The following is a 25,428-nucleotide window of genomic DNA, read 5'->3' as shown; positions in this document are numbered from 1 at the left end:
CGATCGCGCGTTGTGCTGCCCATCCCCATGGGCCGCCGCGAGCCTACCATGGGCGCATTGCGAACCAGCGATGCTAGTGCTGCGCGCCGCGGATGAAATCCAGCGCTGTTGAATGCGGGGTGATTCGGCGCTAGCAGGCTTACCAAGCGCGGCTTGGCCGTGTTGCGGGAACTGGTCCCGCGCCGGGACAATTCCGCAAGTCAGCGCGCAAGCCCACCGCGGCGTGCGGCAGAAGTGCGTGCGGTTGTTGCTTGCGACCGCAACTCGATTGGCGGAGTGAGGATGCGGTCCGCACGCGGGCGCGCATCAGCTTGCTGGGGCCTGCTTTCCAGGCACGAACACCCACCTCCCCGGCGGGGGCGGGCGATTTCGGTGTCTGGCCGCCCTGCGGCCTAACCGCCTCGACGGCCAGCGCGTCGGCTCAATGCGGCCGCGGCGGTTCGTCCTGGTCCGAGCGGTCGATATTGGCGCGGTCGAGGTTGACCAGGTCGTGGCGGAGCTCGCTCAGCCAGGCCCGGAGCCGGTCCGAGCCGTGTGCTCCGACCGCAGGGTCCGAAGGCTCTCCGGTCGTCGGCGCGGAGGGGGGCGAGTGGCGGAAGCGGCTTTCGATCCGCTCCCAGAAGTGCAGCTTCATGGGCACCTCCCATTCAGCTTGGGGGTCCGGCGGGTCCTGGATGGAGCCGCCACGGCCAGTATAGGCCCGCCCTGAGGCAGGCGGGCGGCCTGGGCCCAATTCCAGAGACCCCAGGAAGGTTGCTGTAACCCGCTGATGCCCCTACAATTCCGCTTCTGTCCGCCCGCTTCCGGGTGCGGCAGGCGACCAAAATAACTACAGAGGAATCTGGTCATGTCGTATGCAGTTGTACTCACCGGCGGTAAGCAATACCGCGTGATGAAGGGCGAAACCCTTCGCGTTGAGCTGCTCGATGTCGAAGCCGGCAGCGAGATCAAGCTCGACAACGTGCTGATGATCGGCGATGGCGAAACCATCAAGATCGGCGATGCGCTCAAGGGCGCTTCGGTCAGTGCGAAGGTGGTCGGCCACGGCCGCGCCGACAAGGTGCGCATCGTGAAGTTCCGTCGCCGTAAGCACCACCGCAAGCAGATGGGTCACCGTCAGCACTACACCGAAATCGAAATCACCGGCATTGCCGGCTAAGCAGGAGAAGCAGCCATGGCACACAAAAAGGGCGTAGGTTCCTCGCGCAACGGCCGCGACTCCAACCCGAAGTATCTGGGCGTCAAGATCTACGGCGGTCAGGCTATCGAAGCCGGCAACATCATCGTGCGTCAGCGCGGTACCAACTTCCACCCGGGTTCGGGCGTCGGCCTCGGCCGCGACCACACCCTGTTCGCGCTGGTGGACGGCAAGGTCGAGTTCTCGACCAAGGGTCCGAAGAAGCGCCGCACGGTCAGCGTCGTCGCCGCCGAGTAAGGCGCGACCGATGTGACGAAGGGCCCCGCTTCGGCGGGGTTTTTCGTTTCTGTTCGAACAAAAGCAGCGGCGTGCAAAAGCGATAAGCTCGCCGTCGTACTCGATTTCCCTCTTACCGATTCCAAGTTAATCCCATGAAACTCGTCGACGAAGCCGAAATCCAGGTCATCGCAGGTGACGGCGGCAACGGTTGCGTTGGCTTCCGCCGCGAGAAGTTCATTCCGCTCGGCGGTCCCGACGGTGGCGACGGTGGCGATGGCGGCAGCGTCTGGCTGCTCGCTGACGAGAACCTCAACACGCTCGTTGATTTTCGCCACCAGACCAAGTTCAAAGCCAAGCGCGGCGAGAACGGCATGGGCCGGCAGATGTACGGCAAGGCCGGCGACGATCTCACCATCACCGTGCCGGTCGGCACCGTGGTCATGAACGTCGAAACCGACGAAGTGATCGGTGACCTGACGCAGCATGGCGAACGCCTGCTGGTGGCCAAGGGCGGCAAAGGCGGCCTGGGCAACATGCACTTCAAGAGCTCGACCAACCGCACGCCGCGCAAGGCGTTGCCGGGTCTGCCGGGCGAAGAGCGCGCGCTAAAGCTCGAGCTGAAGTTGCTGGCAGACGTCGGTCTGCTCGGCTTCCCCAACGCCGGCAAGAGCACCTTCATCCGCGCGGTATCCGCTGCGACGCCGAAGGTTGCCGACTATCCATTCACCACGCTCTATCCGAATCTCGGCGTGGTCAGCATCGAGCACCATCGCAGCTTCGTCATCGCCGACATTCCCGGCCTGATCGAAGGTGCGGCCGATGGCGCCGGCCTGGGCACGCAGTTCCTCAAGCATCTGCAGCGCACGCGTCTGCTGCTGCACCTGGTCGACATCGCACCGATGGAAGGCGGTGTGGAAGGCATCACGCCGGCAGAGCAGGTGCGCGCGATCGAACGCGAGCTGGAAAAGCACGATCCGGAACTGCTGCAGAAACCGCGCTGGCTGGTGCTCAACAAAGCAGATCTACTGCTCGAAGAAGAGCAGCAGGAAGCCGCGCAGGCCATCATCGACGAGTTGGGCTGGAAGAATCGCTGGTACCTGGTGTCCGCACTGGGACGCGAGAACACCTGGCCGATCATGCTCGACGTGATGACGTTCTTCGACGAGCTGAAGAAGGCTGCGCAAGACGCCGCCGACGAAGCCGCCTGGCGCGCGGAACATTCGTCCGATGAGGCTTGAGATCTCGGCCTTCGCGCACGACAAGAAGGCGCCGCACGCGGCGCCATTCTCGATGGGCAATCAAAAGACCCTGTATTCGGCGGAATCGTTTTTCATCAGCAACAAAAAAGCCCCGCACTTGGCGGGGTCGGTTTCATCCAGCAACAAAAAAGCCCCGCACTCGGCGGGGCTTTTTCAGCAGGCGCCGTGGGCGCCTGCAACGGAATGCCTGGGATCAGGCAGCCGACAGCGCCTTGATGCGCGCGCTCAGACGGCTCTTGTGACGGGCAGCCTTGTTCTTGTGGATCAGGCCGCGCGAGCTGAAGCGGTCGAGGATCGGCTGGGCCACGACGAAGGCAGCCTGGGCGCCAGCGGCGTCGTTGGCGTCGAGTGCCTTGAGGACCTTCTTGACGGCGGTGCGGAGCATCGAACGCTGAGCGGCGTTGCGGGCATTGCGCACGACGGTCTGCTTGGCGCGCTTCTTGGCGGACTTGATATTGGCCACGACAGGGAATCCTGGGAACTGGTGTTGAGGGGTTTTGGGAAAATCAGACAGGAAAGTATGGGCGATTCAGTAGCTTGCGTCAACAACCCGCTATCCGGCGGCCAGATTTTGGGCTCGGTCACCCTCCGGGAGGCGGCATGACCAAGCCCAAAATGCTTCGTGGAGTGCTGTCGTTCGGCGGCATGACCATGATCTCGCGGGTACTCGGGCTGATCCGGGACATCGCGATCACCTCGACCTTCGGCGCCAATGCCGGCACCGACGCCTTCTGGGTTGCCTTCCGCATTCCCAACTTCATGCGCCGGCTGTTCGCGGAGGGCTCGTTCTCGACCGCTTTCGTTCCGGTCTTCACTGAGGTCAAGGAGACCCGACCGCACGCGGACCTGAAGGAACTGATGGCCCGCGTCTCAGGCACGCTCGGCGGCATCCTGCTGGTGGTGACCGCGCTGGGCTTGCTGTTTACCCCGCAGGTGGCCTGGCTGTTCAACCTGGGAAGCGGAGTGGCGACGGAGAAGTTCGGACTGACCGTCGAACTGCTGCGTCTCACTTTCCCCTTCATCCTGTTCGTGTCACTGACCGCACTGGCGGGCGGGGCACTCAACAGCTTCCACAAGTTCGGCATGCCGGCGCTGACGCCGGTGATCCTCAACCTGTGCATGATTGCCGGCGCGCTGTGGCTGTCGCCGCATTTGCAGGTGCCGATCACTGCGTTGGGCTGGGCGATCCTGGTTGGCGGCATTCTGCAGTTGCTGTTCCAGCTGCCTGCGCTGCGAAGCCTGAACCTGCTGACTTTGCCGAAGTGGGGCTGGAACCACCCCGACGTGCGCAAGGTAGTCAAGCTGATGGTGCCGACGCTGTTCGGCTCCTCGATTGCGCAAATCAACCTGCTGTTCGACACCGTGATCGCCGCGCTGCTGTACACCGGCTCGCAGACTTGGCTGTCGCAGGCGGACCGCTTCCTCGAGCTGCCGCTGGGTGTGTTCGGCATCGCGCTGGGCACCGTGATCCTGCCCACGCTGTCGCGCCATCACGTCAACACCGACCACGAAGGGTTTTCAAAGGCCCTCGACTGGGGTCTGCGCACCACGTTGCTGATCGCGTTGCCGGCGATGCTCGGCCTGATGCTGTTGTCGCAGCCGTTGGTGGCGACGCTGTTCCAGCACAATCAGTTCACCGCCTTCGACACCAAGATGGCGGCGATGTCGGTGTTCGGTCTGAGCTTCGGCCTGCCGGCCTTCGCGTTGGTGAAGATCCTGCTGCCGGCGTTCTATGCCCGCCAGGACACGCGCACGCCGGTGCGTGCCGGTGTGGCTTCGCTGGTGGCAAACATGGTGCTGAACGTCGCTTTCCTAGGCGTGCTGTACGTACTCTGGGTGCCTGCGTCGCAACAGGGCGATCTGATGAAGGGTTTGGCGAGCACGCCGGGCCTGCATCTGGCGATCGGCCTGGCCAGCGCGCTGGCGAGCTACATCAACCTGCTGCTGCTGTGGCATTGGCTGCGCAAATCCGGCGTGTACGAACGTCAGCCCGGCTGGGCGCGGCATCTGACCCGCCTGGGCCTGGCCTGCGTGGCCATGGCGGTGGCGATCGTCGCTGCCCTTTACTGGATTCCGGACTTCACCGCGATCGGCAAATGGCAGCGCATCGGTTACCTCGGTCTGCTGGTCGGTGGCGGCGGTGCGGTTTACCTGGCGGCGCTGCTGGCCCTGGGCTTCCGCCCGCGCGATCTGCGCGAGCATTGAGACGGGGGCCACCCGGCTATACTTCAGAACCACGGTTGATTCGCCAATCAATCGACAAAAGTCCGGCCTGGCCGGACTTGGTTTGACCACCCGGCTGTTCGGCCGGGCTCCACCAGAGATTCCATGAGCAGGCTGTTTCGCGACGTCGAAGGCGGGCCCCGGTGCCCGCACGGCAGTGTGGTCTGCATCGGCGCCTTCGACGGCCTGCACCTTGGGCATCAGGCGTTGGTGCGCCGCACCGTCGAGCGTGCGCGCGAATTGGGCCTGCCCGCGGTCGCGTTGAGCTTCGAGCCGCTGCCGCGCGAGTTCTTTGCGCCCGTCCATCCGATGCCGCGGCTGTTGCTGCCGCGGGCCAAGATCGAAGGGCTGCTCAAACTCGGCGTAGACCAAGTTGGCCTGCTGCGCTTCGATAAGAAACTCAGCGGCCTGAGCGCCGAGGAGTTCATGGGTGTCGTGCTGAAGGACCGCCTTGCCGCGCGCGAAGTCTGGGTCGGTCCGGAATTCCGCTTCGGCAAAGGCCGCGTCGGCGACATCGCGTTGCTGCGCGATCTCGGTTCGAGGCTCGGCTTCGCTGCCGATGAAATCGCTCCGGTGCACCTCGACGGCGAACGCGTGTCGAGCACGCGGATCCGCGCCGCACTACAGTCTGGCGACTTCGCGCTTGCATCACGCTTGCTGGGTCGTCCGTACGCGATCGGCGGCCGCGTCGTCCACGGCGGCAAGCTGGGGCGCGAACTGGGCTTCCCGACCGCGAACCTGCGTTTCGGTGGCAAGACGCCACCGCTGTCCGGCATCTACGCCACCTGGGTGCACGGCGTCGGCAGCACGCCGCGGCCTTCGGTGTCGAGCCTGGGCACACGTCCCACCGTGGCAGGCGTCGAGCTGTTGCTCGAAGCGCATCTGTTCGACTTCAACGCCGACCTGTACGCCCGCCGCATCGAAGTCGAGTTCGTCGCCAAACTGCGCGACGAACTGAAATTCCCCGATCTTTCTTCCCTTACCGAACAGATGCATCGCGACGCCGATCAGGCCCGCGCCATCCTGTCCTCCGGCTCCCGTAGAGCCATCGCCTGAGCGCACCGCTGTGACCGATCAAGAAACCAGTCGCTACAAGTCCACCCTGCAACTGCCGGCAACGGAATTCCCGATGCGCGGCGACCTGCCCAAGCGCGAGCCGGAAACCCTGGCCCGTTGGGAGAACGAGGGCTTGTACCAGCGAATTCGCGCCAAGACTTCGACCCGCGACAAGAGCTTTGTGCTGCACGACGGCCCGCCCTACGCCAACGGCGCGATCCACATCGGCCACGCGGTCAACAAGGTCCTGAAGGACGTGATCGTGAAGTCGAAGCTGCTCGCCGGCTTCGATGCGCCGTACGTCCCGGGCTGGGACTGCCACGGCCTGCCGATCGAACACGCGGTGGAGAAGAAGTTCGGCAAGGTCGGCGACAAGCTCGACGCCGCCGCGTTTCGCGCGAAATGCCGCGAATACGCCACCGAGCAGATCGACCTGCAGCGTCGCGACTTCAAGCGCCTGGGTGTGCTGGGCGATTGGGAAAATCCGTACCGCACCATGGACTTCGCCACCGAGGCGGGGATCATGCGTTCGCTGGCGAAGATCGTTGAGCGCGGCCACCTCGTGCGCGGCGCGAAGCCGGTGCACTGGTGCTTCGATTGCGGTTCCGCATTGGCCGAGGCCGAGATCGAATACGCCGACAAGGTGTCGCCGGCGGTGGACGTCGCCTACAGCGCACGCAATCCACAGAAGCTGGCCGCCGCATTCGGTGTAGCGGTGGAAGAGGGCGTCGATGTCGCGATGCCGATCTGGACCACCACGCCGTGGACGCTGCCCGCCAGCCTCGCGGTGAGCCTCGGTCCGGAACTCGAATACGTGCTCGTCGAAGGCCCGCGCAGCAAGGACGGCGGTCGTCGTCTGCTGGTGCTCGCCGAAGCGCTGGCGACCAAGGCGTTGGCGCGTTACGGCGTCAGCGACGTCGTCGTGCTCGGTAACGTCAACGGCAACGAACTGGACGGTCAGGTCCTGCAGCATCCGTTCTACGCCGACCGCGACATCCCGGTGCTCGTCGGCGAACACGTCACCGCCGACGACGGTACCGGCGTCGTCCACACCGCGCCCGGTCACGGCCAGGAAGACTTCGTGGTCGGCCAGCGCTACGGCCTGCTCGAGAAGTACTCCGCCGCGCAGATGAATCCGGTCGACGGTCGCGGCCTATACCTGCCGTCCACGCCGCCCGCCGATGGCGTGACGCTCGCCGGCCTGCACATCTGGAAGGCGAACGACACGATCATCGAAGTGCTGCGCAACAGCGGCCATCTGCTCGCGCAGTTCAAGCTCGAACACAGCTACCCGCACTGCTGGCGCCACAAGACGCCGGTGGCGTTCCGCGCGACGCCGCAGTGGTTCATCTCGATGGAACAGGCCCATCTGCGCGAGGATTCGCTGCGCGAGATCGGCAAGGTGCAGTGGATCCCCGAGTGGGGCGAGGCGCGCATCTACGGCATGATCGAAGGCCGTCCCGACTGGTGCATCAGCCGCCAGCGCACCTGGGGCGTGCCGATCGCGCTGTTCGTCGATCGCGAAACCGGCGAGCCGCATCCGCGTACGCCGGAACTGATGCGCAAGGTCGCCGACATCGTCGCGCGCGAAGGCGTCGACGCCTGGTACTCACTCGATGCCGCGTCGCTGCTGGGCGACGAAGCTGCGAAGTACGACAAGATCAACGACATCCTCGACGTCTGGTTCGATTCCGGCGTCACCCACGAATGCGTGCTGGCGCACCGTCCGCAGGACGGCCTGCGCAAGCCGGCCGATCTGTATCTGGAAGGCTCCGACCAGCACCGTGGCTGGTTTCACAGCTCGCTGCTCACCGCCGTGGCTATGGACGGCGTCGCGCCGTACCGCCAGGTGCTGACGCACGGTTTCACCGTAGACGAGCAGGGCAAGAAGATGTCCAAGTCGCTCGGCAACACCGTCGAGCCGCAGAAGGTCATCAACGCGATGGGCGCCGACGTACTGCGCCTGTGGATCGCCTCGACCGACTACCGCAACGAGATGTCGGTATCGGACAACATCCTCAAGCGCAGCGGCGATGCCTACCGCCGCATCCGCAACACCGCGCGCTTCCTACTGGCCAATCTCAATGGCTTCGATCCGGTGCGCGATCTGGTTGCGCTCGACGACATGGTCGCGCTGGACCGCTGGATCGTGCATCGCGCCTACGAGCTGCAGCAGCAGATCGCCGAAGCCTACGAGGCGTACGACTTCGCCGCGATCGTGCAGATGCTGTCCAACTTCTGTAGCGTCGACCTCGGCTCGCTGTACCTCGACGTCACCAAGGACCGCCTCTACACGATGCGCGAGGATTCGCGTGGCCGCCGTTCGGCGCAGAGCGCGATGTACCGCATCGCCGAAGCGTTCGTGCGCTGGATCGCGCCGATCCTGAGCTTCACCGCCGACGAGATGTGGCGCTATCTGCCGGGTGCGCGCGAAGAAAACGTGCTGTTCGCCACCTGGTACGACGGCCTCGCCTTGCTGCCGGACAACGCAGCGCTGTCGGCAACGGACTTCGACCGCCTGCTGGCGCTTCGCGAAGAAGTCAGCAAGACCCTCGAGCCGATGCGTGCCGCCGGCGAAATCGGCGCGGCGCTGGATGCCGAGATCGGCCTGCGCTGCAGCGTCGCCGACCAGAACTGGCTGGCGCCGATGGCCGACGAACTGCGCTTCCTGTTCATCAGCGGCGACGTCGAAGTGCTGGCCGACGATGCCGCCAAGGACATCGCCGTACTCGCAACGCCGACGACCAAGCAGAAGTGCGTGCGTTGCTGGCACCGCCGCGCCGATGTGGGCGCTAATGCCGAGCATCCGGAACTGTGCGGCCGTTGCGTGAGCAACGTGGACGGATCGGGCGAGGATCGACGCTGGTTCTAACGTCTTTGGTCGTCATCCCGGCGAACGCCGGGATCCAGCCTTTGTAGGTGCCGGCCCTTGCCCGGCACGCTTTTCTCACAAAGCCGATCTGCTTTTGTAGGTGCCGGGCCTTGCCCGGCACGCTCTTCCCACAGCTCCACCAGAATCCAACGTGCCGAACCCATACGGCACCACCGAGCAAACAGATGCAAAACTCGAAACCCAACGCCCTCATCTGGCTGACCCTCTCGATCGCCATCATCGCGCTCGACCAGTGGAGCAAGAACTGGGTCCTGACCTCGCTGCCCGAATTCAAGGCAGTGCCCGTAATCGACGGCTTCTGGAACTGGTACCGCACCTACAACACCGGCGCGGCCTTCAGCTTCCTGAGCGACGCCGGCGGCTGGCAGAAGTACCTGTTCACCGTGCTCGCCTTCGGCATCAGCGCCATGCTGGCCGTATGGCTCTCGCGCACTCCGCGCAACGACTGGCGCGTCGCGCTTCCGTACGCCCTGGTGATCGGCGGCGCGATCGGTAACGTGATTGACCGCCTCATGCACGGCAAGGTGATCGACTTCATCCAGTGGTACTGGCGCGACCACTACTGGCCCTCCTTCAACATCGCCGACTCGGCGATCGTGGCCGGTGCCATCGGCATCGCCCTGTTCGGCCTGCTCAAGAAGCCCGCCAAAGCGTAGGGCGGGTCTTGACCCGCGACCACGGCGTCTGAAGCCTCAATTCGTCATCCCGGCGAACGCCGGGATCCAGCCTTTCCCGTCAGATGACGCGGACTGGCACCTGACTCAACCCCCGCCCAGCCGGGAGTAAAATGACCGTATGGACGTATTGCTAGCCAACCCCCGCGGCTTCTGCGCCGGCGTCGACCGCGCCATCGAGATCGTGAAGCGCGCGCTGGAAACCCTCGGCGCCCCGATCTACGTGCGCCACGAAGTCGTACACAACCGTTTCGTCGTCGATGATTTGAAGCACCGCGGCGCCGTCTTCGTCGAAGAACTCCACGAAGTCCCCGACAACGCCACCGTCATCTTCAGCGCCCACGGCGTCTCACAGGCCGTGCGCACCGAAGCCGAGCGTCGCGGCCTCAAGGTCTTCGACGCAACCTGCCCGCTGGTGACCAAGGTCCACCTCGAAGTCGCGCGCAACTGCCGCGCCGGCCGCGATGTGGTCTTGATCGGCCACGACGGCCACCCGGAAGTCGAAGGCACGATGGGCCAGTGGAAGCGCGAAGCCGGCGCCGGCCAGATCTACCTGGTCGAAGACATCGACGACGTCGCCGCGCTCGAAGTCGGCCAACCCGACAACCTCGCCTACACCACGCAGACCACGCTGTCGGTGGACGACACGCGTACCGTGATCGAAGCGTTGAAGGCCAAGTTCCCGGCGATCCAGGGCCCCAAGAACGACGACATCTGCTACGCCACCCAGAACCGCCAGGACGCCGTGCGCGAACTCGCCGCGAAGTGCGACCTGGTGCTGGTGGTGGGCTCGCCGAACAGCTCCAACTCCAACCGCCTGCGCGAACTCGCCGAGCGTGAGGGTGTCGAGGCGTATCTGATCGACGGCGCTATCGAAATCGATCCGCAGTGGGTGCATGGACGCAAGTGCGTGGGCATCACCGCGGGCGCGTCCGCGCCGGAAGTGCTGGTGCGTGGGGTGATTGAACGCCTGCGCGAGCTGGGGGCTCAGCATGTCGCCGAATTGGATGGGGAGCCGGAAGATATGGTGTTCGCGCTGCCTAAGGAATTGCGGGTGCAGTTGATCGATTGATCGTTTAAGGCGGAGCGGAGGCGGGTGGTTAGACCCCGTCTCGTCTCTGAGCTGCAACATCTCTCAGGTTGTATTTCGATGGACGCTCTGCGCTGGTCGGCATGGAGTGGGTTTTTGCATATTGACGATTCGACTCGCAATGAGTTGAAGGGAAGAGGAAATGAAGAAGTCCGCCACTATTGCAGTGTTGTGTCTGCTGCTGAATGCCGCGCTGATACCGCTTGCAGCAGCGTCCGAAGTTCCGAATGGCATGTCCGATGAATATCGCTACATTGTGTCGGGTCGCGATCCGAGTCCGATGACGATCGAGGGCGCGTTTGGCGATCAGACTGACCGGCGAACCGGGGCGACCGAGTTCGCAGTCGCAGATGTCTCCATTCCCGGAAACAGTTCGCTTGAAGTTTCTTTCCGAAGGAATTTCAAGATCGAGGACAAGAAAGGGCCCGGATACCTTGGGGGAATGGGGGATTGGGGTGTCGACGTCCCCTACCTTTATGGGACATTTTCCGCGGAAAACGGTTGGCAAGTCGCTTCGTCAACTCCAAGCAACAGGTGTTCGGCTGCAATTAACGAGGCTGCCCCGACAGGGGTGAGCGGCTTTCTTGCATCGGCGTTCTGGCACGGTTACTTCGTTCATTTCGCGGGCGGGCAAGAAGAGGAGTTGCTGCACGTCGAGGGAGCAACTCCGCCACGCCCAACGGATGGGCAGGCCTACTATTGGCTAACAAAGAGTCTTGGCTACTATTCCTGCGTGCCTTTGCAGGCAGGCTCGGCAGGGCAGGGTGAAGGATTCCTTGCGCACACGCCGGATGGCCGCAAGTACTACTTCAACAAGATGATCATTAGATCAGCGGGGACGGTGTACCAGGACCCATTGCCTGGATGCATGACGCAGAGGCTCATTCCGATCCCGCCTCCTACGTCCGGCAATAACAATAGCCCGGTCTATCACAGCCCGGACGACGCTCTTTCCGGGCTGATTAATGTCCCTTGCCCGCCCCGGCTATTAGATAGAAATACGGTCTATCTCGTGGCAACGCGGGTAGAAGATCGATTCGGAAACTCGGTCGACTATCAGTACTCGGGAGACCAGCTCATCGGTATTGCAGCGAACGATGGGCGGCAGATTTCGATTGCCTATGCAAATGGGCGCGTCAGCTCCGTTACTGCAAGTGGCAAAACGTGGTTCTACGACTATCAAGACGGTTTTCTTTCGCAGGTTCGCCTGCCTGATGGCTCGGCTTGGAAGTATTTGGGCGGTTCCATTTTCGATGGCGCCGTCGTAACCAAGCCGGAAGCCAGGCTGAAGATCTACAGTTCCTTTGACTTCATATCTCCGACATTTAATGGTTGCCGCAGCGGCGTTCCGGTCGGAGCAAGCTTTATCTACACCGTAACGTCTCCTTCCGGAGCGCAGGCAGCGTTTCAATTCGATCTGGTTACGCACGGGCGCACCCACGTTCCAAAGGATTGTAGACCTACGACTGGAACGCCGGGGTGGCTCTATTACCCGGACATATACACAATTTTCGGGCTCACCAAGAAGACCATAAGCGGCCCTGGACTCGGGACCCTCGCATGGACGTACTCCTACTACGGGCGCAGCAGCTTCAAGAACTTTTGTCTGAGTTTTCCTGCCAGCCAAACATGCATTCCTACCGCTGATGTCGTAGAAGTCGATCCAGCCGGCACAGTCACTACGTTTACGTATGGAAACAAATTCCAAGAGAACGAGGGGCAGCTCCTCCGAGTAAAGGTGGAGAAGGACGGTGTGGTTGCGCGCACGTCTTCGTTCGCTTATGTCCAGGCATCCGATCTCGTCGATACGGTGAACTTCCCGTTCGCAGATAAGGTTGGGGAGAGCCCTCAAGCTCGAGACGACGGATTCCTTTCCGAATTGAACCGTCCGCAGAAGGCTACGTCCATCCAGCAGGATGGAGTCGAATTCAAGAACACCGTCAACTCGTTCGATGAATTTGCCAGACCAAAGAAAGTTACACGATCGAGCGCGCCGGGCGGCTAGGCCAATGAGCGTCTCTCGAATGCCAGTGCGCCGTTAGCTCTGTTAACGGCGCAATCGGCGACGAATCCAGTATGGCTCGCGGCTCTGCCGCCGATGCCTTCGCTAAAAAATTGATTAGAGACATTCAATGTTGCAGTCACGAATCAGCGCGGCACTACTGGCGGGCCTTTCTCTGTTCGCGTCCGCATCCTCGCAGGCCCAGACGTATACCCGTACTGAGGTGGTCACTTACCACGACAATCTCTCGGCTTGGGTGCTAGGGCAGGTAGCCAAAACAACGTGCGTTGCGCCGTCTGAGTGCGTTCCGTCATACGCTCCAAACGGCATCATCATGTCGCAGACGGAGTATGACGCGACTTACGCGTTGCCGATCAGAACCTACAGTTTCGGCAAGTTGCAGCAATCACTGACTTACGACACGACCTCGTCAGTGGCCAGCGGCCAACGAGGCACGCTCAGCACCATTTCCGATGGTCGCGATACGGGCACCTTCGACACCACGGTTATCTTGTCGGATTGGAAGCGTGGCACTCCGCGCGCCGTCAAGTACCCCGTCACAGCTGAATCCCCGTCAGGCGCTACGCAAGCGGCAACTGTCAATGACGACGGTACCATCGAGTCTGTCACTGACGAGAACGGCTATCTAACCGGATACAACTATGACGCGATGGGGCGCTTGGCCAGCATTACCTATCCGACCGGGGATGCGGTGTCTTGGGCGCCGCAGAATCGGGAATTCCGTGCGCTCAAGACGACCGACTGGATGCCTCCAGGCGTCGCCGCAGGACAGTGGCGCGAATACGTCACCCAAGGAAACTACGCAAAGGCTACTTACTTCGACGCAGTGTGGCGACCCGTCTTGACGAACGAGTACGACGTCACCAACGTGCCAGGAACCCTGCGTTCCACGTCGGTTACCTACGATACCTCGGGACGCGTGGCGTTCCAGTCGTACCCGAGCAGCGATTTGATTCCCGCCGCTACGGGTACATGGAGCTTTTACGACGCGCTGGATCGCATCAAGAGCATCAAACAGGATTCGGAATCCGGTCAGCTGACGATCGCTACGGAATATCTGACTGGCTTCAAAACCAAGGTTACCAATCCTCGGGGCTTTCAAACCGTCACCGAGTATCAGTCTTTCGATCGGCCGGACAGCAGCGCTCCTACTGCGGTTACTCGGCTCGCGGGTGCGGATACCCAAGTCGTAGAAATCCAGCGCGACGTTTTTGGTAAGCCCTTGAGACTGACCAAGCGCAATGAAGCGGGATCCGTGCGCGTTGATCGTCACTACGTGTACGGCGTGGATCAGCGGCTATGCAAAACCATCGAGCCGGAGACTGACGCAACAGTCTTTGCCTATGATGAGGCCGACAATCTGTCGTGGTCAGCAGCTGGCCTGAATTCGCCGCTGCTTGGCTACTGTGATCACAGTGCAGCTTACAGCTCCGGTCGCCGTGTCGAGCGCTATTACGATGCTCGCAACCGGTTGCGGACATTGATTTTCCCCGATAGCGCCGGTAATCAGACTTGGAATTACACCCCGGATGGCTTACCGGCCAGCATCGCCACACTCAACAGCGCGCCCTCGATTTACAACGGCTCGCAGGTTATCAACACCTATACCTATAACAAGCGTCGCCTGTTGACGGGAGAGAGCACGACGCAGCCAGGCTGGTACACCTGGAGTGCGGGATACAGCTACAACAGCAATGCCCATCTAATGGGGCAGACGTATCCCACGGGACTTTATGTGGACTACGCCCCTAATGCCTTGGGGCAGGCGACCAAGTCGGGCAGCTACGCCACGGGAGTCACGTACTACCCCAATGGCGCCATTAAGCAGTTCACCTACGGTAACGGCATCGTGCACACGATGGCGCAAAACGCCAGGCAGCTGCCTGCACGCGTAATCAGCAGCGGAGGCACTACGGACCTGGACTATGGCTATGACGCCAACGGGAACGTTACGAGCACGATCGACAATCGTGATGGTGTGAACAGCCGTTGGATGAACTACGACGGCGTCGATCGTTTGACCGGCGCCGGCTCGGTGGCGTTTGGTGGCCAGCATTGGCACTTCTACACCTATGACGCCGTGGACAACATCCGGAATCACACGCTGGTCGGGATCAAGAATCACGACTATTTCTACGACGCTACCAATAGGCTGACCAACATTCAGGACGTGGGCGCGGGCGGTGCGTCGATTGTCGGTCTGGGCTATGACCCGCAGGGCAATCTGAAGAACAAGAACGGCCAGGCCTATGTCTTCGACTATGGGAACCGGCTGCGGGAAATCACTGGCCAGGAGGGTTATCGCTATGACGGTTCTGGCCGACGCGTGTTGGCTTCGCATCTGACCCAAGGCAACATCCTGTCGATGTACGGTCAAGCGGGCCAACTGCTGTTCGATCAAAACCTGCGCGGCAAGGTTGAGAACACCGAGTACATCTATCTGGGCGGAAGCCTGATCGCGAGCCGAACGCAGAACTCTGTCACTGGCACGATAGCTACGAAGTACCAGCATACGGACGCGTTGGGTTCGCCGGTTGCGGTTACCAATGAGGCCGGGCAGGTCATTGATCGCACGCAGTATGAGCCCTTCGGTGCGGCCATCAACAAGCCGGATTACCAGGGGCCGGGTTATACCGGGCATGTGATGGATGCGGCGACCGGGCTGACGTATATGCAGCAGCGCTATTACGACCCGCAGATTGGGCGGTTCTTGAGCATTGATCCAGTGGCTGCCCGCGTCACTGGAGACAACTTCAACCGTTATTCGTACGCGGGAAATAGTCCGTACACATTCACCGACCCTGATGGACGAGAGATAGGCCTTGTCTTCAAACAGGTAAATGAAGCAACAAACGGTGGTCCGATTGTCGTGGGGCCAATTAGTCCCAAAGATACGGTTGCGCGTCCGCTTATGTGGAGCATGACCGCTTTGATTGCGGCGCCACTCGCTGCAGTCGGCGGTGAGTTCATTTTCTATAACCCATACACGGCAACGCAGGTCACGGTAGTTGCCGGAGAAGCTGCAGGTGTAACTGGTGCTGCAGGCGCCATTCGTGGGGTGAATGCGGTTGGGGGAACACGAAACTGCGTAAACTGCGCTATAGCTACCGATGCACTGCTTGCTGGTAGGCCGGCATCGGCAATGCGCGGATCAGATACGCCAATTTCCGTCCTTGAGACGATGTTTGGCGCAAAGTTCGGAGCGCCAAGTCAGATCCATAGCATTACCGCAACAATGGCGAAGGCAGGAAACGGTGCCAGAGGAATCGTCTTCGGAACTTTTAAAGAGGGCGAGACGGGTCACGTCTTCAACGTCGTAAACCAAGGTGGTGTCGTCAGATATCTAGATGGTCAGACAGGAAAAGCGGCAACTCTAACTGGCTACGAGCACTTCAAGTTGTTGAGAACGAATCCATGACGACTATCGATTTCGACACTGCCCAGGCTCTAGCGAAGCGGCGAATTGATGAAATCTCCCAGGAGTCAGGGGTGGAGATGGAGCTTGTGTTTGATCGCACTAGGGAGGTCGAACAAGGATGGGTGTTCTTCTACAATTCAACTCAGTTCCTGCGAACAAAGGACCCGAGTTGGATGTTGGCTGGGAATGGTCCGTTGCTAGTCACCCGCTTTGGGACTCTCCAAGAGCTGCCGAGCCATATTCCATGGGAAGAGGCTATTCGCGGCGCCAAATCGAAGTGATCGTTCTGGTATGGAACGGCCGTATGGCGGGTTAAAAACCGCCCTAAAAACCGACCGAAAACAGGGGTCAGAGTCGACTTTTCTAAGCGGTCTATGGCCTCCACACCCAGGTAATCCCTAAGCACAAGGCCCGCATTGCTGCGGGCCTTGTCGCATTTGGAGAGCCGGAAACGCAGATCGGCTTCCTAGATCGCCTTCGACTTGCGCGGTCTCCCAATCTTCTGCGGGCCAGCAGATCGTCCAAGTTGGGTTTCGATTGCAACGCGGAAGCGGTGGGTGCCGTAAGCATGCTGGCGCTGAAGGTGCTCGCGAATTGCTTGGATTTCCGTGGGATCTACCGTCTCCATGACGAGTGCACGATAGATGCGTTGTCGTTGGTCCGTGTCAGGGGAAAGCCCTAGATAGCTAGGGTGGGGCGATATCAATGGATCATAGTCACCGCGGGCATTTCTTCTGTGACTCGACCACGGGTAATCGCATGGGTCGGCAACCATGGCCGCACGCAGTGGATTCAGTTCAATGTAGCGATGGCACTGCAGTAGGTAATTGCCGTCATCGACCAGGCAGGATTTGTAGCGGCCTTCCCAGAGCGTTCCTGTTCGATGGTAGCTATCGTTGACATAGCGGACGTAGCGTCTGCCGAGCGATTGCATTAGTCGTGCCACGGCACCGGCAGCCATTGGGGTCATTAGCAGATGAACATGGTTGGTCATCAGGGCGTACGCATGGATGGCGCAGCCTTCGCGTAACGCCAGCTCTCGAAGGTCGGTGCGATATCGCAGGTAATCGCCGTCGGTGAAGAAGTGGCTGGCGATCGTTGCCGCGCTGAACGACGTGTTGCGGCACATTTGGCAGATCTAGTCGAATAGGGCGGGGCATTGGGATGGCGGTGCGAAGACTCCTTTCATGCTCGCTTGCGGCCCGGTGGCGATCTTTCGGTCAAGTTCCTGCCCGGTGGTGAGAAAAGTCCACTCTGACCCCGGTTTTGGTAACGAATGCTATCCTCGCCGGCCTCTCCCAAGCCCGACAAAGATGGACCACGCCGACGAGACCGCCGAGTTCTGGTTGCCTTATCCGCACGATGATCTGGCCCTGCGCGTCGCTATCTTGCACAGCCAGCGCCGCGAGCTGCAGGAAGCCAAGGCAGAGGGCGAGATCCAGTCGGTTCGCCGCGCAATCGGGGCGGCCTTCATTGCCGGGCATGGGATCGAAGTCGGTGCCGGCGCGCGTCCGTTCCCCATCCCGGAAGGCGCCAAATGCTTCTACGGCGATGTTCGCGACGAAGGCGAGCTGGCCACTTACTTCGGCAACGACAATGTCAGCTTCATGGGCAAGCTCGATGCCCAGACGCTCGACGGTGTGCCGCTGGCGTCGCTGGATTTCGCCATATCGGCGCACGTGATCGAGCATCTGTTTGATCCGCTCGGGAGCATCCGCGCCACGATCGAACGTCTGAAGCCCAATGGCGTCTTCCTGCTCGTCGTCCCGGAGCTGACCCAGACGTGGGATCGTCGCCGTCCGCCGACTACCGTGGATCACATGATTGCGGACCTGCGTGACGGGGGCGAAAGCACGCGGCTTCAGGCCTACCTGGAGCACTTTCAGTTTGTCGCGCCCGAGCTGGGCGTTGAGATTCCGGAGGAAGAGATCGACCGCCGTGCCCGGGAAACCATGGCCACCGGCCACGACATTCACGTGCATGCCTGGCGCGCCGAAGACTTTCGCGCAATGCTCGACTACGCCGCGCCCCGCTTTGGGTTCGAGGTAGTGGTGCAGATCCCTTCCGGAAATGAAAACCTGTATGTGCTGCGTCGCCAGCAGAAGCCAGGCCTGGTCCGGAGAATTGGAAGGCACGTGCGGTCGCGGTTCTTTGCGTAGCGCTATCCGAATTTGATATCGGCCGCCACGTGACTCTGGCGGGCCAAGATCAATAGGTTGCGCGAGCTATCAGACATGCTTCGACGGGTGTCGCCCCTAGCTGCCTGATCGCAGGCCATTGCGATGTTCGGCGCCCGCATTTTCAGGGTGCAAGGGCAAGTTCGGCGGGTTGTGACGTTGTCCTTGAAAGCCCCAAGAGTCCTCCGTATAACGTGCGGCTTGATTCCGCACCTTGCGGTTGATGATTCAGTTTTGGCCTGCAACGGGCTGAAAGGGACGGGGATAAATGCACTGGAATTTGATGGGTGGAGGCTGTGGCCTCCGTAGCCGCTCCTGCGTGTCCGCGGGCAATTTCGCAAAGAAGCTGAAGCGCTTCGCCAGCCTGTCGGTATTGCTGACCGCAGTTCTCGCTGCTTCGGCAGTGCAGGCGCAGACCAACCGCTCGATCGCGGAGGGCTACGACGACGTGTTGAAAACCGCACAGACGATCGGCACGCTCGGCCCCGACCTGTTCGGCGAGCAGGTCAACCTGCAGGACGGCGCCACGGCATTCCGGGCGACCGATGTCAGCGTGAAGACCAACAGCGGCCTGCCCATGTCAGTGGGGCGCGTGCTCAGCATCAGTGCGCGTGACGCCGACAGCTACGGTGACGCCGCTCACGACGGCGAGCTGTTCGGAATGTGGAAGCTGGATGTGCCCTACATGTCCGGCGTCTTCGACGAGCGCACGGGCTGGGTATCCAGCATGCCCGACCCGCAGCAGCGCTGCAGTGTCACAGATTTGGCGTATATGCTCCCGCCTGGTGTGCGCAGCGTCTATACCAACTGGCCGGATAGCTACTACGCCTACCAGTACTGGAGCGGCAATCGCATCAATATCCCCGGACATGGCGAAGAGCCCTTGCTATATCTGCCCGCCGGGAAGTCGCGTCCGACTGACGGACGTGTCTATTACGGCACGACCAAGTCCAACTGGCGCGTCGCCTGTCTGCCGAGCTTGAAGAATGGCGCCGGCGAAGGCTTCCTCGTGGTGCTGCCGGACGGCACGCGTTACACCTTCGACTGGATGTCATCGCGAAAGGTCGGGTCTCTCAAGGACACGCAATGCGTAGAGACGTACTACAACGAGTATTCGGGGAGCTACACCCCAGTAACTGTTACGTACCATTACAACGAAATTTTGCAGATTTGGGTGAAGCGCTTTGAGGGCGGTGGGGGAGGGGTCTCGGGGGGCACGAGGGTGTCGACCTCTTGCAGCGAACAGGTTGTCGTCAATCGCCGTGAGTACTTCCTGCATGCCACCAAGGTCGAAGACCGGTTTGGCAATTGGGTGGCCTACCAGTTCGATCCCAACAATCCGCGCCAGCTGATGTCGATTACGTCCAATGAGGGCGCATCCATCAATCTGACGTATGTGGCTGGCCGCGTTGACACCATTACGACGAATGGCCGGACCTGGCGTTATCTCTATACCGACGCAGAACGCGGCATTCTTTCCGGTGTTGTTCTGCCGGACGACAGTCCCGCCAGCCCAAGTCGATGGGGATTCAGTTACGGCGACCTCAACAAGCTGACGCGAAACTCCATCAAATGGGTTGATTGTTCGCCGGCGTTGTTCGGTACGTCTCCAGCATCAGTCGTGATTAGCCACCCGTCGGGGGCGGTGGGCACATTCGCCTTTGAGAGGCGGATGCACGGCACGGAGGATACGCCTGGTGGTTGCTACACCCCAGATCCAGAAAAGCCTATGCGCAACGAGCTATCGGACATCATTGCCGTATATCAAGTCGCGTCGCTGATTACCAAGACCATCACTGGCCCCGGTCTGCCTGCGCAGAGCTGGAGTTACACCTATCAGCCGAGTTGGAGCTGGAATGAAAGTGGTACCAATCCGTGCGGCTCGCCGGCCTCCTGCCAGTCGACGTCGCTGACGTCTGTAACCGGTCCGGACAACGTCATTACCCGCTATAGCTTCAGCAACAGCTATTGGACCAATCCTGGCGAGCTCATGCAGACCACCGTCGAGAAGGATGGGGTGATTGCTCAGACCACGAACAATGCTTACTTCGTAAACCCCGCCGGACAGCCGCATCCATTCCGAGTGGGGGAGGACCCCTACTCACGCGCCAACCTCAACGTCACCGAGTACCTACACCCGAAACAGTCTTCGGTCATCAACAGCGATGGCGTGAACTTCAATTGGCTTGTCACCCAGTTCGATTCGTTCGCGCGTCCCCTCACCGTGAACAAATCGAGTTCGTTGGGCTATACGAAAGCAGAAGGGACCGAGTACTACGACGATTCGAACAAGTGGGTGCGGGATCAGATCAAGCGCAGCACGACCAATGGTGTGGAGACGGCGCGTGCGGACTACATAGCGGCCAATGCGTTGCCGGAACGCTATTACAGCTTCGGCAAGCTGGTCCAAACGCTTACTTACAACACCGACGGAACGTTGGCCACCGCGGCTGACGGCAAGAATCAGGTCACGACGCTCTCAAGCTGGAAGCGGGGCATTCCGGGCCTGATTAGCCATCCAGATGGCACCACGGATTCGGCGGTGATCGACAACAACGGGTGGGTTACGTCTGCAACCGACGAAAATACTTACACCACCGGTTACGGCTACGACGCCATGGGCCGCGTGACCAGCATCGTGCCGCCCGAAGGCAATGCCACGGCGCGAACGTACACTGCGGTAGGCACCGCCGAGCAAGGACTCTCCGCCGGGCATTGGCGTGTTGTCGAAACCACTGGTAACGCCAAGAAGATCACCTATCTCGACGGCTTCTGGCGCCCGGTCGCCCAGCAGTCGGAGGACGTTGCCAACAGCAGCGGCACCTTGAGCTGGACGGCCACGCGTTATGACCTCTCAGGCCCGGTGGCATTTGTTTCCTACCCGCGCAATCCATATGTCGAAGGCTGGCTCAATTTCGACGACACCTCGCTAAAAGGGACTCGCAGCACTTACGACATTCTGGGGCGCGTGAAGCGGGTAGAGCAGGACTCTGAGTTCGGTTCTCTGGTTACCACGACGGAGTATCTGACGGGCTTCCAGCGCCGAATCACCAATCCGCGTGGCTTTGCAACCACGCAGAAGTTCGAGGTGTACGACCAGCCGAGCTTCGACATGCCGTCTTCGATCGATGCGCCGTTGGGATCCAAGACGCTGATCACGCGCGATATGTTTGGCAAGCCTACGTCTGTCACGCGCACGGGGCCGGACTACTAAGTCCGCCCCGCTGACCCGCCCGACCAATTCTCAATCGCCTGCCTTATGGCAAACGATAGAAGGATCTTGTGTATGTTCCAACGAATCGTGCTGCTTGGTGTGCTGCTTTGCGCCTGTATTTCGGCGCATGCAGCTACCTTTGAATTCACATCGCCAACGACGACCACCTATACGTCGCCTGCCACGTTTACCGTCACCGCGACGGCGACCCGGGAGCTCGAAAACGGTGATCCTCCCTTTACGTCGCTGACGTTGAACGCCGGATCGCTCGGTACCCTGACCAATTGTTGCTTGAGGGTCACGCAGACCTACAACAACGTCGGGCCGGGCACCTACACGTTCAATGCCACTGCGAACATCCAGGGCGGCGCGTCCATGGGCACGCAGATGATCATTACCGTGGTCAGTCCGCCGCCCAGCGTGAGTATCAACGCTGCGACCGGTGGGCCATTCGTTGCGCCGGCCAGCGTGGGTCTGTCGGCCAATGCGTCCGATAGTGACGGCACCGTGGCCAAGGTGGAGTTCTTTGCCAACGGCGTCCTGGTCGGAACCGATACCAGCTCCCCCTTTGCGCTCACATGGAGCAACGTTGCGCCCGGGACCTATAACGTCACCGCCAAGGCGACCGACAGCTTCGGATCGTCGGCTACTTCTTCGGCGACCGTGGTCTCGGTTCGTGCACCCATCAACAATGCCCAGTTCCTGAGCCAGACGGTTGGAACCGTAATGCAGCCCGGCGCGACTCAGGCCGTCAGTCTGCAGATGAAGAACACGGGCGACCTGACCTGGAGCAGCGCAGCCAACTACAAGCTGGGTTCTCAGAACCCGACTGACAACAGCACCTGGGGCTTCAGTCTCGTCAATGTTCCGGCGACGACCACGGCTGGTCAGACAGCGACATTCAATTTCACGATTACTGCTCCGACGACGCCGGGAACCTACAACTTCCAATGGCGCATGCAGCAGGCCGGCGTGGAGTGGTTTGGCGATACCAGCACCAATGTCGCTATTCGCGTGAATGCGCAACCTAACGTAAATCTGGCCACACCTGCGCCGCCGTTCGTCGCACCGGCGACAGTGAATCTGTCGGCATCCGCGTCTGACAGCGATGGAACGATCAGCAAGGTGGAGTTCTACGCCACCCCGATCAATGGCACTCCGACGCTGGTTGGCACTGCCGTGAGTGCACCTTATGCGCTTGCCTGGAGCAGCGTCGCAGCTGGGACCTACACGGTTACCGCAAGGGCGTACGACAACAATGGGGCCGTCACGACCTCCAACGCGGTCAGCGTCTCGGTCAACAACGCCATGCCGACTGTCAGCTTTGGAACTCCGACGGGATCCCCCTTCATCGCGCCAGCTTCAGTGGGATTGACGGCCATCGCATCCGATGCTGACGGAACGATTGCCAAGGTTGAGTTCTACAGCGGCAGCAACTTGCTGGGCACGGATACCACCGCTCCGTATGCCTATACGTGGAGCAATGCTGCGGCTGGGACCTACGGGCTGAAGGCGCGGGCTTACGACAACACCGGAGCCTTTACCGATTCGCCGGTCACCAACCTCACCATCAATCCCACCACGGTAATCGGCAATGTGGAGTCGGTCCGCTTGGTCGGCACCGCCTACAAGATCTACGGCTGGGCTTGTTCCACCGGGCGCAATCAGTCGATTTCCGTGCATCTGTATGCCGGCGCCGGCTGGCCCGACGGGGCGTATATCGGCGCGTACACCGCCAACCTGGGTAGCGAAGCTGCCGTCACTCAAACGTGCCAGGCACAAGGCACGGCATATCGCTTCGAGATTCCCCTGAGTGCGACAACGCGCGAGCAGCAGGGCGGCAAGAAGATTTATATCTACGGAATTTCCCCGGACGGACTGGCCAATCTGCTGATCGGCAATTCCGGGGCGCTGTCGATTCCGTCTCCGCTGGCGGTGACGCGCCGTTACGTCTATGACCAGTACCAGCAGTTGTGCAAGGTGATCGAGCCGGAAACCGGCAGCACCGTCATGCAGTACGACGGGGCCGGCAATGTGATCTGGTCTGCCAGCGGGTTGAGCCTGCCAGCAACCAATGATTGCAACAGCGATCGCAATACTGCTTGGGCGTCCAATCGCGTTGTGCTGCGCGATTATGACTCGCGCAATCGCCTCAAGACGCTGAGCTTCCCCGACCACAACGGTGATCAGACCTGGAACTACTGGCCGGACGGCCTGCCGCAGAACGTCACCACGCTCAACGACGGCGGCGCAAATTCCGTAGTCAATTCCTACACCTACAACAAACGCAGGCAAGTGACGGGCGAGTCGATGTCGCACCTGTCGGGTGGGTCACTGTGGTACACCTGGGGCATCGGGTACCACTACGACGGCAACGGCGGTCTCGATACTCAGACCTATCCCACCGGTCTGTCCATCGATTACGCGCCCAACGCGCTCGGACAGGCGAGCAAGGCCGGCAGTTTTGCCTCGGGTGTGCAGTACTACCCCAATGGTGCGATCAAGCAGTTCACTTACGGCAATGGCGTCGTGCATACCATGTCGCAGAACGCCCGCCAGCTTCCCGCCCGCAGCACGGACTCGGGTGGGACGCTGGACGATGTCTATAACTACGATGCCAATGGCAATGTCGACAGCATCATCGACAAGTCGGCAGGCGAGGGGTACAGCGTACGTAGTCGCTGGATGACCTATGACGGTTTGGATCGTCTCACCGGTGCAGGTGCAGGTGTCTTCGGTGGGACGGACAACTGGCACCGCTTCACCTACGACGCGCTCGACAACATCAAGTCGTGGAAGTTGGCGGGGGTCAAGGACTACGCCGACTATTACTACGATCCCTCCAACAATCGGCTGACCAATATCCGGAACTCTGCCGGATCGGCAATCGTGGGTTTGGACTATGACGCGCAGGGCAACCTGTGGAACAAGAACGGTCAGAATTACGTCTTCGACTACGGCAACCGACTGCGCAATGTGGCCGGCAAGGAGTACTACCGTTATGACGGTTACGGTCGGCGGATCCTGAGCTGGCGTCCCAACAGCACGTTGACGCTTTCGCTATACAGCCAATCCGGGCAAGTGGTCTATCAGGAAAACAGCAGCACAACCCTGGCCATCGAGAATGTCTATCTGGGCGGCAGCTTGTTGGCGAGCCGTGAGCGAAATTGGGTCAGCGGTGCCATCGCTACCAAGTATCAGCACACGGATGCGCTGGGTTCGCCAGTTGCGGTGACCAATGAAAGCGGGCAGGTGATTGATCGTACGAACTATGAGCCGTATGGCGCGGCGATCAACAAGACGGTTGATGGCATTGGTTATACCGGTCACGTGATGGATGCGGCGACCGGGCTGACTTATATGCAGCAGCGGTATTACGACCCGCAGATTGGGCGGTTTTTGTCCGTCGATCCTGTGACTGCGAATGGCAGCACGGGGGGCAACTTCAATCGCTACAGGTATGCCAACAACAATCCATATTTGTTCACAGATCCTGATGGGCGTCAGTCGACGTTAGCTCAGCGACTTGAGAGCCTCATTGGCCACATTCCTTTGACTAGGAATGAGCAGAACAGCGAAGAGGGGCGGCCGCCTTCTGATGGCGATGGCTCTCGCGACTCAGGTCGCTCAGAACGGCCTACGTCGCGTCCGGAGCGAACGACGCGTGATGGTAAGCCCTTGACCTACAGTACTTTCTCTCCGGCTCCTCCACCGGATGACAATGATGGGGATAGGCCAAAACTTACCCACAATCAGAAGCATCACCCAAACTCAGCTAGCCCTGAGCCAAGGAATGTGCGAGAGCTCTACGCGCGATCAATTCAGGACCGGTCAGGGGTGCGATGGGTGAAAGATCAAAACGGAACCATCCATCGATTCTCAAGGTCAAGTAATGGGGAAACACATTGGAATGGCTCTACGGCTGGATCAGACCCTATTCAGATGCGAAATATTCCCAATGAAATTCTCAAGCAATTGAAATAG

The 25,428-nt window shown here is 60.8% G+C and carries 17 protein-coding genes; 14 read left to right on the top strand and 3 right to left on the bottom strand.

Annotation, left to right across the window (positions count from 1 at the left end; translation table 11 throughout):
* Nucleotides 1-421 precede the first annotated feature (421 nt).
* A complete protein-coding gene (locus ACYVGK_RS10085) occupies nucleotides 422-634 on the bottom strand; it encodes a hypothetical protein (RefSeq protein ID WP_460733237.1) in 213 nt (70 codons plus the stop codon).
* A gap of 213 nt (nucleotides 635-847) precedes the next feature.
* Between ACYVGK_RS10085 and rplU the strand changes: the two genes are divergently transcribed.
* The 3 genes from rplU to obgE all read left to right on the top strand — a co-directional run bounded on the left by rplU (nucleotide 848) and on the right by obgE (nucleotide 2,655).
* The gene (gene rplU / locus ACYVGK_RS10080; RefSeq protein ID WP_460733235.1) at nucleotides 848-1,159 is read left to right on the top strand and encodes a 50S ribosomal protein L21; all 312 of its coding nucleotides are present in this window, start codon (nucleotides 848-850) and stop codon (nucleotides 1,157-1,159) included.
* 15 nt (nucleotides 1,160-1,174) lie between these two features.
* Nucleotides 1,175-1,435 (top strand): 50S ribosomal protein L27, encoded by a 261-nt coding sequence (gene rpmA, locus ACYVGK_RS10075; protein WP_386748934.1) that lies wholly within the window; start codon nucleotides 1,175-1,177, stop codon nucleotides 1,433-1,435.
* A 134-nt stretch (nucleotides 1,436-1,569) separates the two neighbouring features.
* Nucleotides 1,570-2,655, top strand: coding sequence for a GTPase ObgE (gene obgE, locus ACYVGK_RS10070; protein ID WP_460733233.1), 1,086 nt, complete (start codon nucleotides 1,570-1,572; stop codon nucleotides 2,653-2,655).
* A 214-nt stretch (nucleotides 2,656-2,869) separates the two neighbouring features.
* Here the strand turns inward: obgE and rpsT are convergent, their stop codons facing one another.
* A complete protein-coding gene (gene rpsT, locus ACYVGK_RS10065) occupies nucleotides 2,870-3,139 on the bottom strand; it encodes a 30S ribosomal protein S20 (RefSeq protein WP_460733231.1) in 270 nt (89 codons plus the stop codon).
* 152 nt (nucleotides 3,140-3,291) lie between these two features.
* Between rpsT and murJ the strand changes: the two genes are divergently transcribed.
* The 8 genes from murJ (at nucleotide 3,292) to ACYVGK_RS10025 (ending at nucleotide 16,334) form a co-directional block, all read left to right on the top strand.
* The gene (gene murJ, locus ACYVGK_RS10060) at nucleotides 3,292-4,881 is read left to right on the top strand and encodes a murein biosynthesis integral membrane protein MurJ (RefSeq protein ID WP_460733477.1); all 1,590 of its coding nucleotides are present in this window, start codon (nucleotides 3,292-3,294) and stop codon (nucleotides 4,879-4,881) included.
* 123 nt (nucleotides 4,882-5,004) lie between these two features.
* Nucleotides 5,005-5,955 (top strand): bifunctional riboflavin kinase/FAD synthetase, encoded by a 951-nt coding sequence (locus tag ACYVGK_RS10055; RefSeq protein ID WP_460733229.1) that lies wholly within the window; start codon nucleotides 5,005-5,007, stop codon nucleotides 5,953-5,955.
* Between the two features lie 73 nt (nucleotides 5,956-6,028).
* Nucleotides 6,029-8,827, top strand: a complete 2,799-nt coding sequence (gene ileS / locus ACYVGK_RS10050; RefSeq protein WP_460733475.1) for an isoleucine--tRNA ligase — start codon at nucleotides 6,029-6,031, stop codon at nucleotides 8,825-8,827.
* A 185-nt stretch (nucleotides 8,828-9,012) separates the two neighbouring features.
* On the top strand, nucleotides 9,013-9,504 hold the full coding sequence (gene lspA / locus ACYVGK_RS10045) for a signal peptidase II (RefSeq protein ID WP_460733227.1): 492 nt from the start codon (nucleotides 9,013-9,015) through the stop codon (nucleotides 9,502-9,504).
* A gap of 139 nt (nucleotides 9,505-9,643) precedes the next feature.
* Nucleotides 9,644-10,594: a 4-hydroxy-3-methylbut-2-enyl diphosphate reductase gene (gene ispH, locus ACYVGK_RS10040; protein ID WP_460733225.1), complete on the top strand. Its 951-nt coding sequence runs from the start codon at nucleotides 9,644-9,646 to the stop codon at nucleotides 10,592-10,594.
* A 160-nt stretch (nucleotides 10,595-10,754) separates the two neighbouring features.
* A complete protein-coding gene (locus ACYVGK_RS10035) occupies nucleotides 10,755-12,617 on the top strand; it encodes a hypothetical protein (protein WP_460733223.1) in 1,863 nt (620 codons plus the stop codon).
* 331 nt (nucleotides 12,618-12,948) lie between these two features.
* Nucleotides 12,949-16,053 (top strand): RHS repeat-associated core domain-containing protein, encoded by a 3,105-nt coding sequence (locus ACYVGK_RS10030; RefSeq protein ID WP_460733221.1) that lies wholly within the window; start codon nucleotides 12,949-12,951, stop codon nucleotides 16,051-16,053.
* Nucleotides 16,050-16,334: a YrhB domain-containing protein gene (locus tag ACYVGK_RS10025; RefSeq protein WP_460733219.1), complete on the top strand. Its 285-nt coding sequence runs from the start codon at nucleotides 16,050-16,052 to the stop codon at nucleotides 16,332-16,334. Before ACYVGK_RS10030 ends, ACYVGK_RS10025 begins: the two co-directional genes overlap by 4 nt.
* Nucleotides 16,335-16,519: 185 nt before the next feature.
* On the opposite strand, the gene ACYVGK_RS10020 is transcribed toward ACYVGK_RS10025, so the two are convergent.
* The gene (locus ACYVGK_RS10020; protein ID WP_460733217.1) at nucleotides 16,520-17,182 is read right to left on the bottom strand and encodes a transposase; all 663 of its coding nucleotides are present in this window, start codon (nucleotides 17,180-17,182) and stop codon (nucleotides 16,520-16,522) included.
* A gap of 184 nt (nucleotides 17,183-17,366) precedes the next feature.
* Here ACYVGK_RS10020 and ACYVGK_RS10015 point away from each other — a divergent pair, with 184 nt between their 5' ends.
* From ACYVGK_RS10015 to ACYVGK_RS10005, 3 genes are all read left to right on the top strand, one after another.
* Nucleotides 17,367-18,212, top strand: a complete 846-nt coding sequence (locus ACYVGK_RS10015; protein ID WP_460733215.1) for a class I SAM-dependent methyltransferase — start codon at nucleotides 17,367-17,369, stop codon at nucleotides 18,210-18,212.
* Between the two features lie 286 nt (nucleotides 18,213-18,498).
* Entirely contained in the window at nucleotides 18,499-21,444 is a 2,946-nt protein-coding gene (locus ACYVGK_RS10010; RefSeq protein WP_460733213.1) for an RHS repeat protein, read from the top strand.
* Between the two features lie 72 nt (nucleotides 21,445-21,516).
* Nucleotides 21,517-25,428 carry an RHS repeat domain-containing protein gene (locus tag ACYVGK_RS10005; RefSeq protein WP_460733211.1) on the top strand — a complete coding sequence of 1,304 codons (3,912 nt, stop codon included), beginning with the start codon at nucleotides 21,517-21,519 and terminating at the stop codon, nucleotides 25,426-25,428.

Source organism: Lysobacter tyrosinilyticus (genome assembly GCF_054779815.1).
This window is presented reverse-complemented; position numbering and strand designations above follow the sequence as displayed.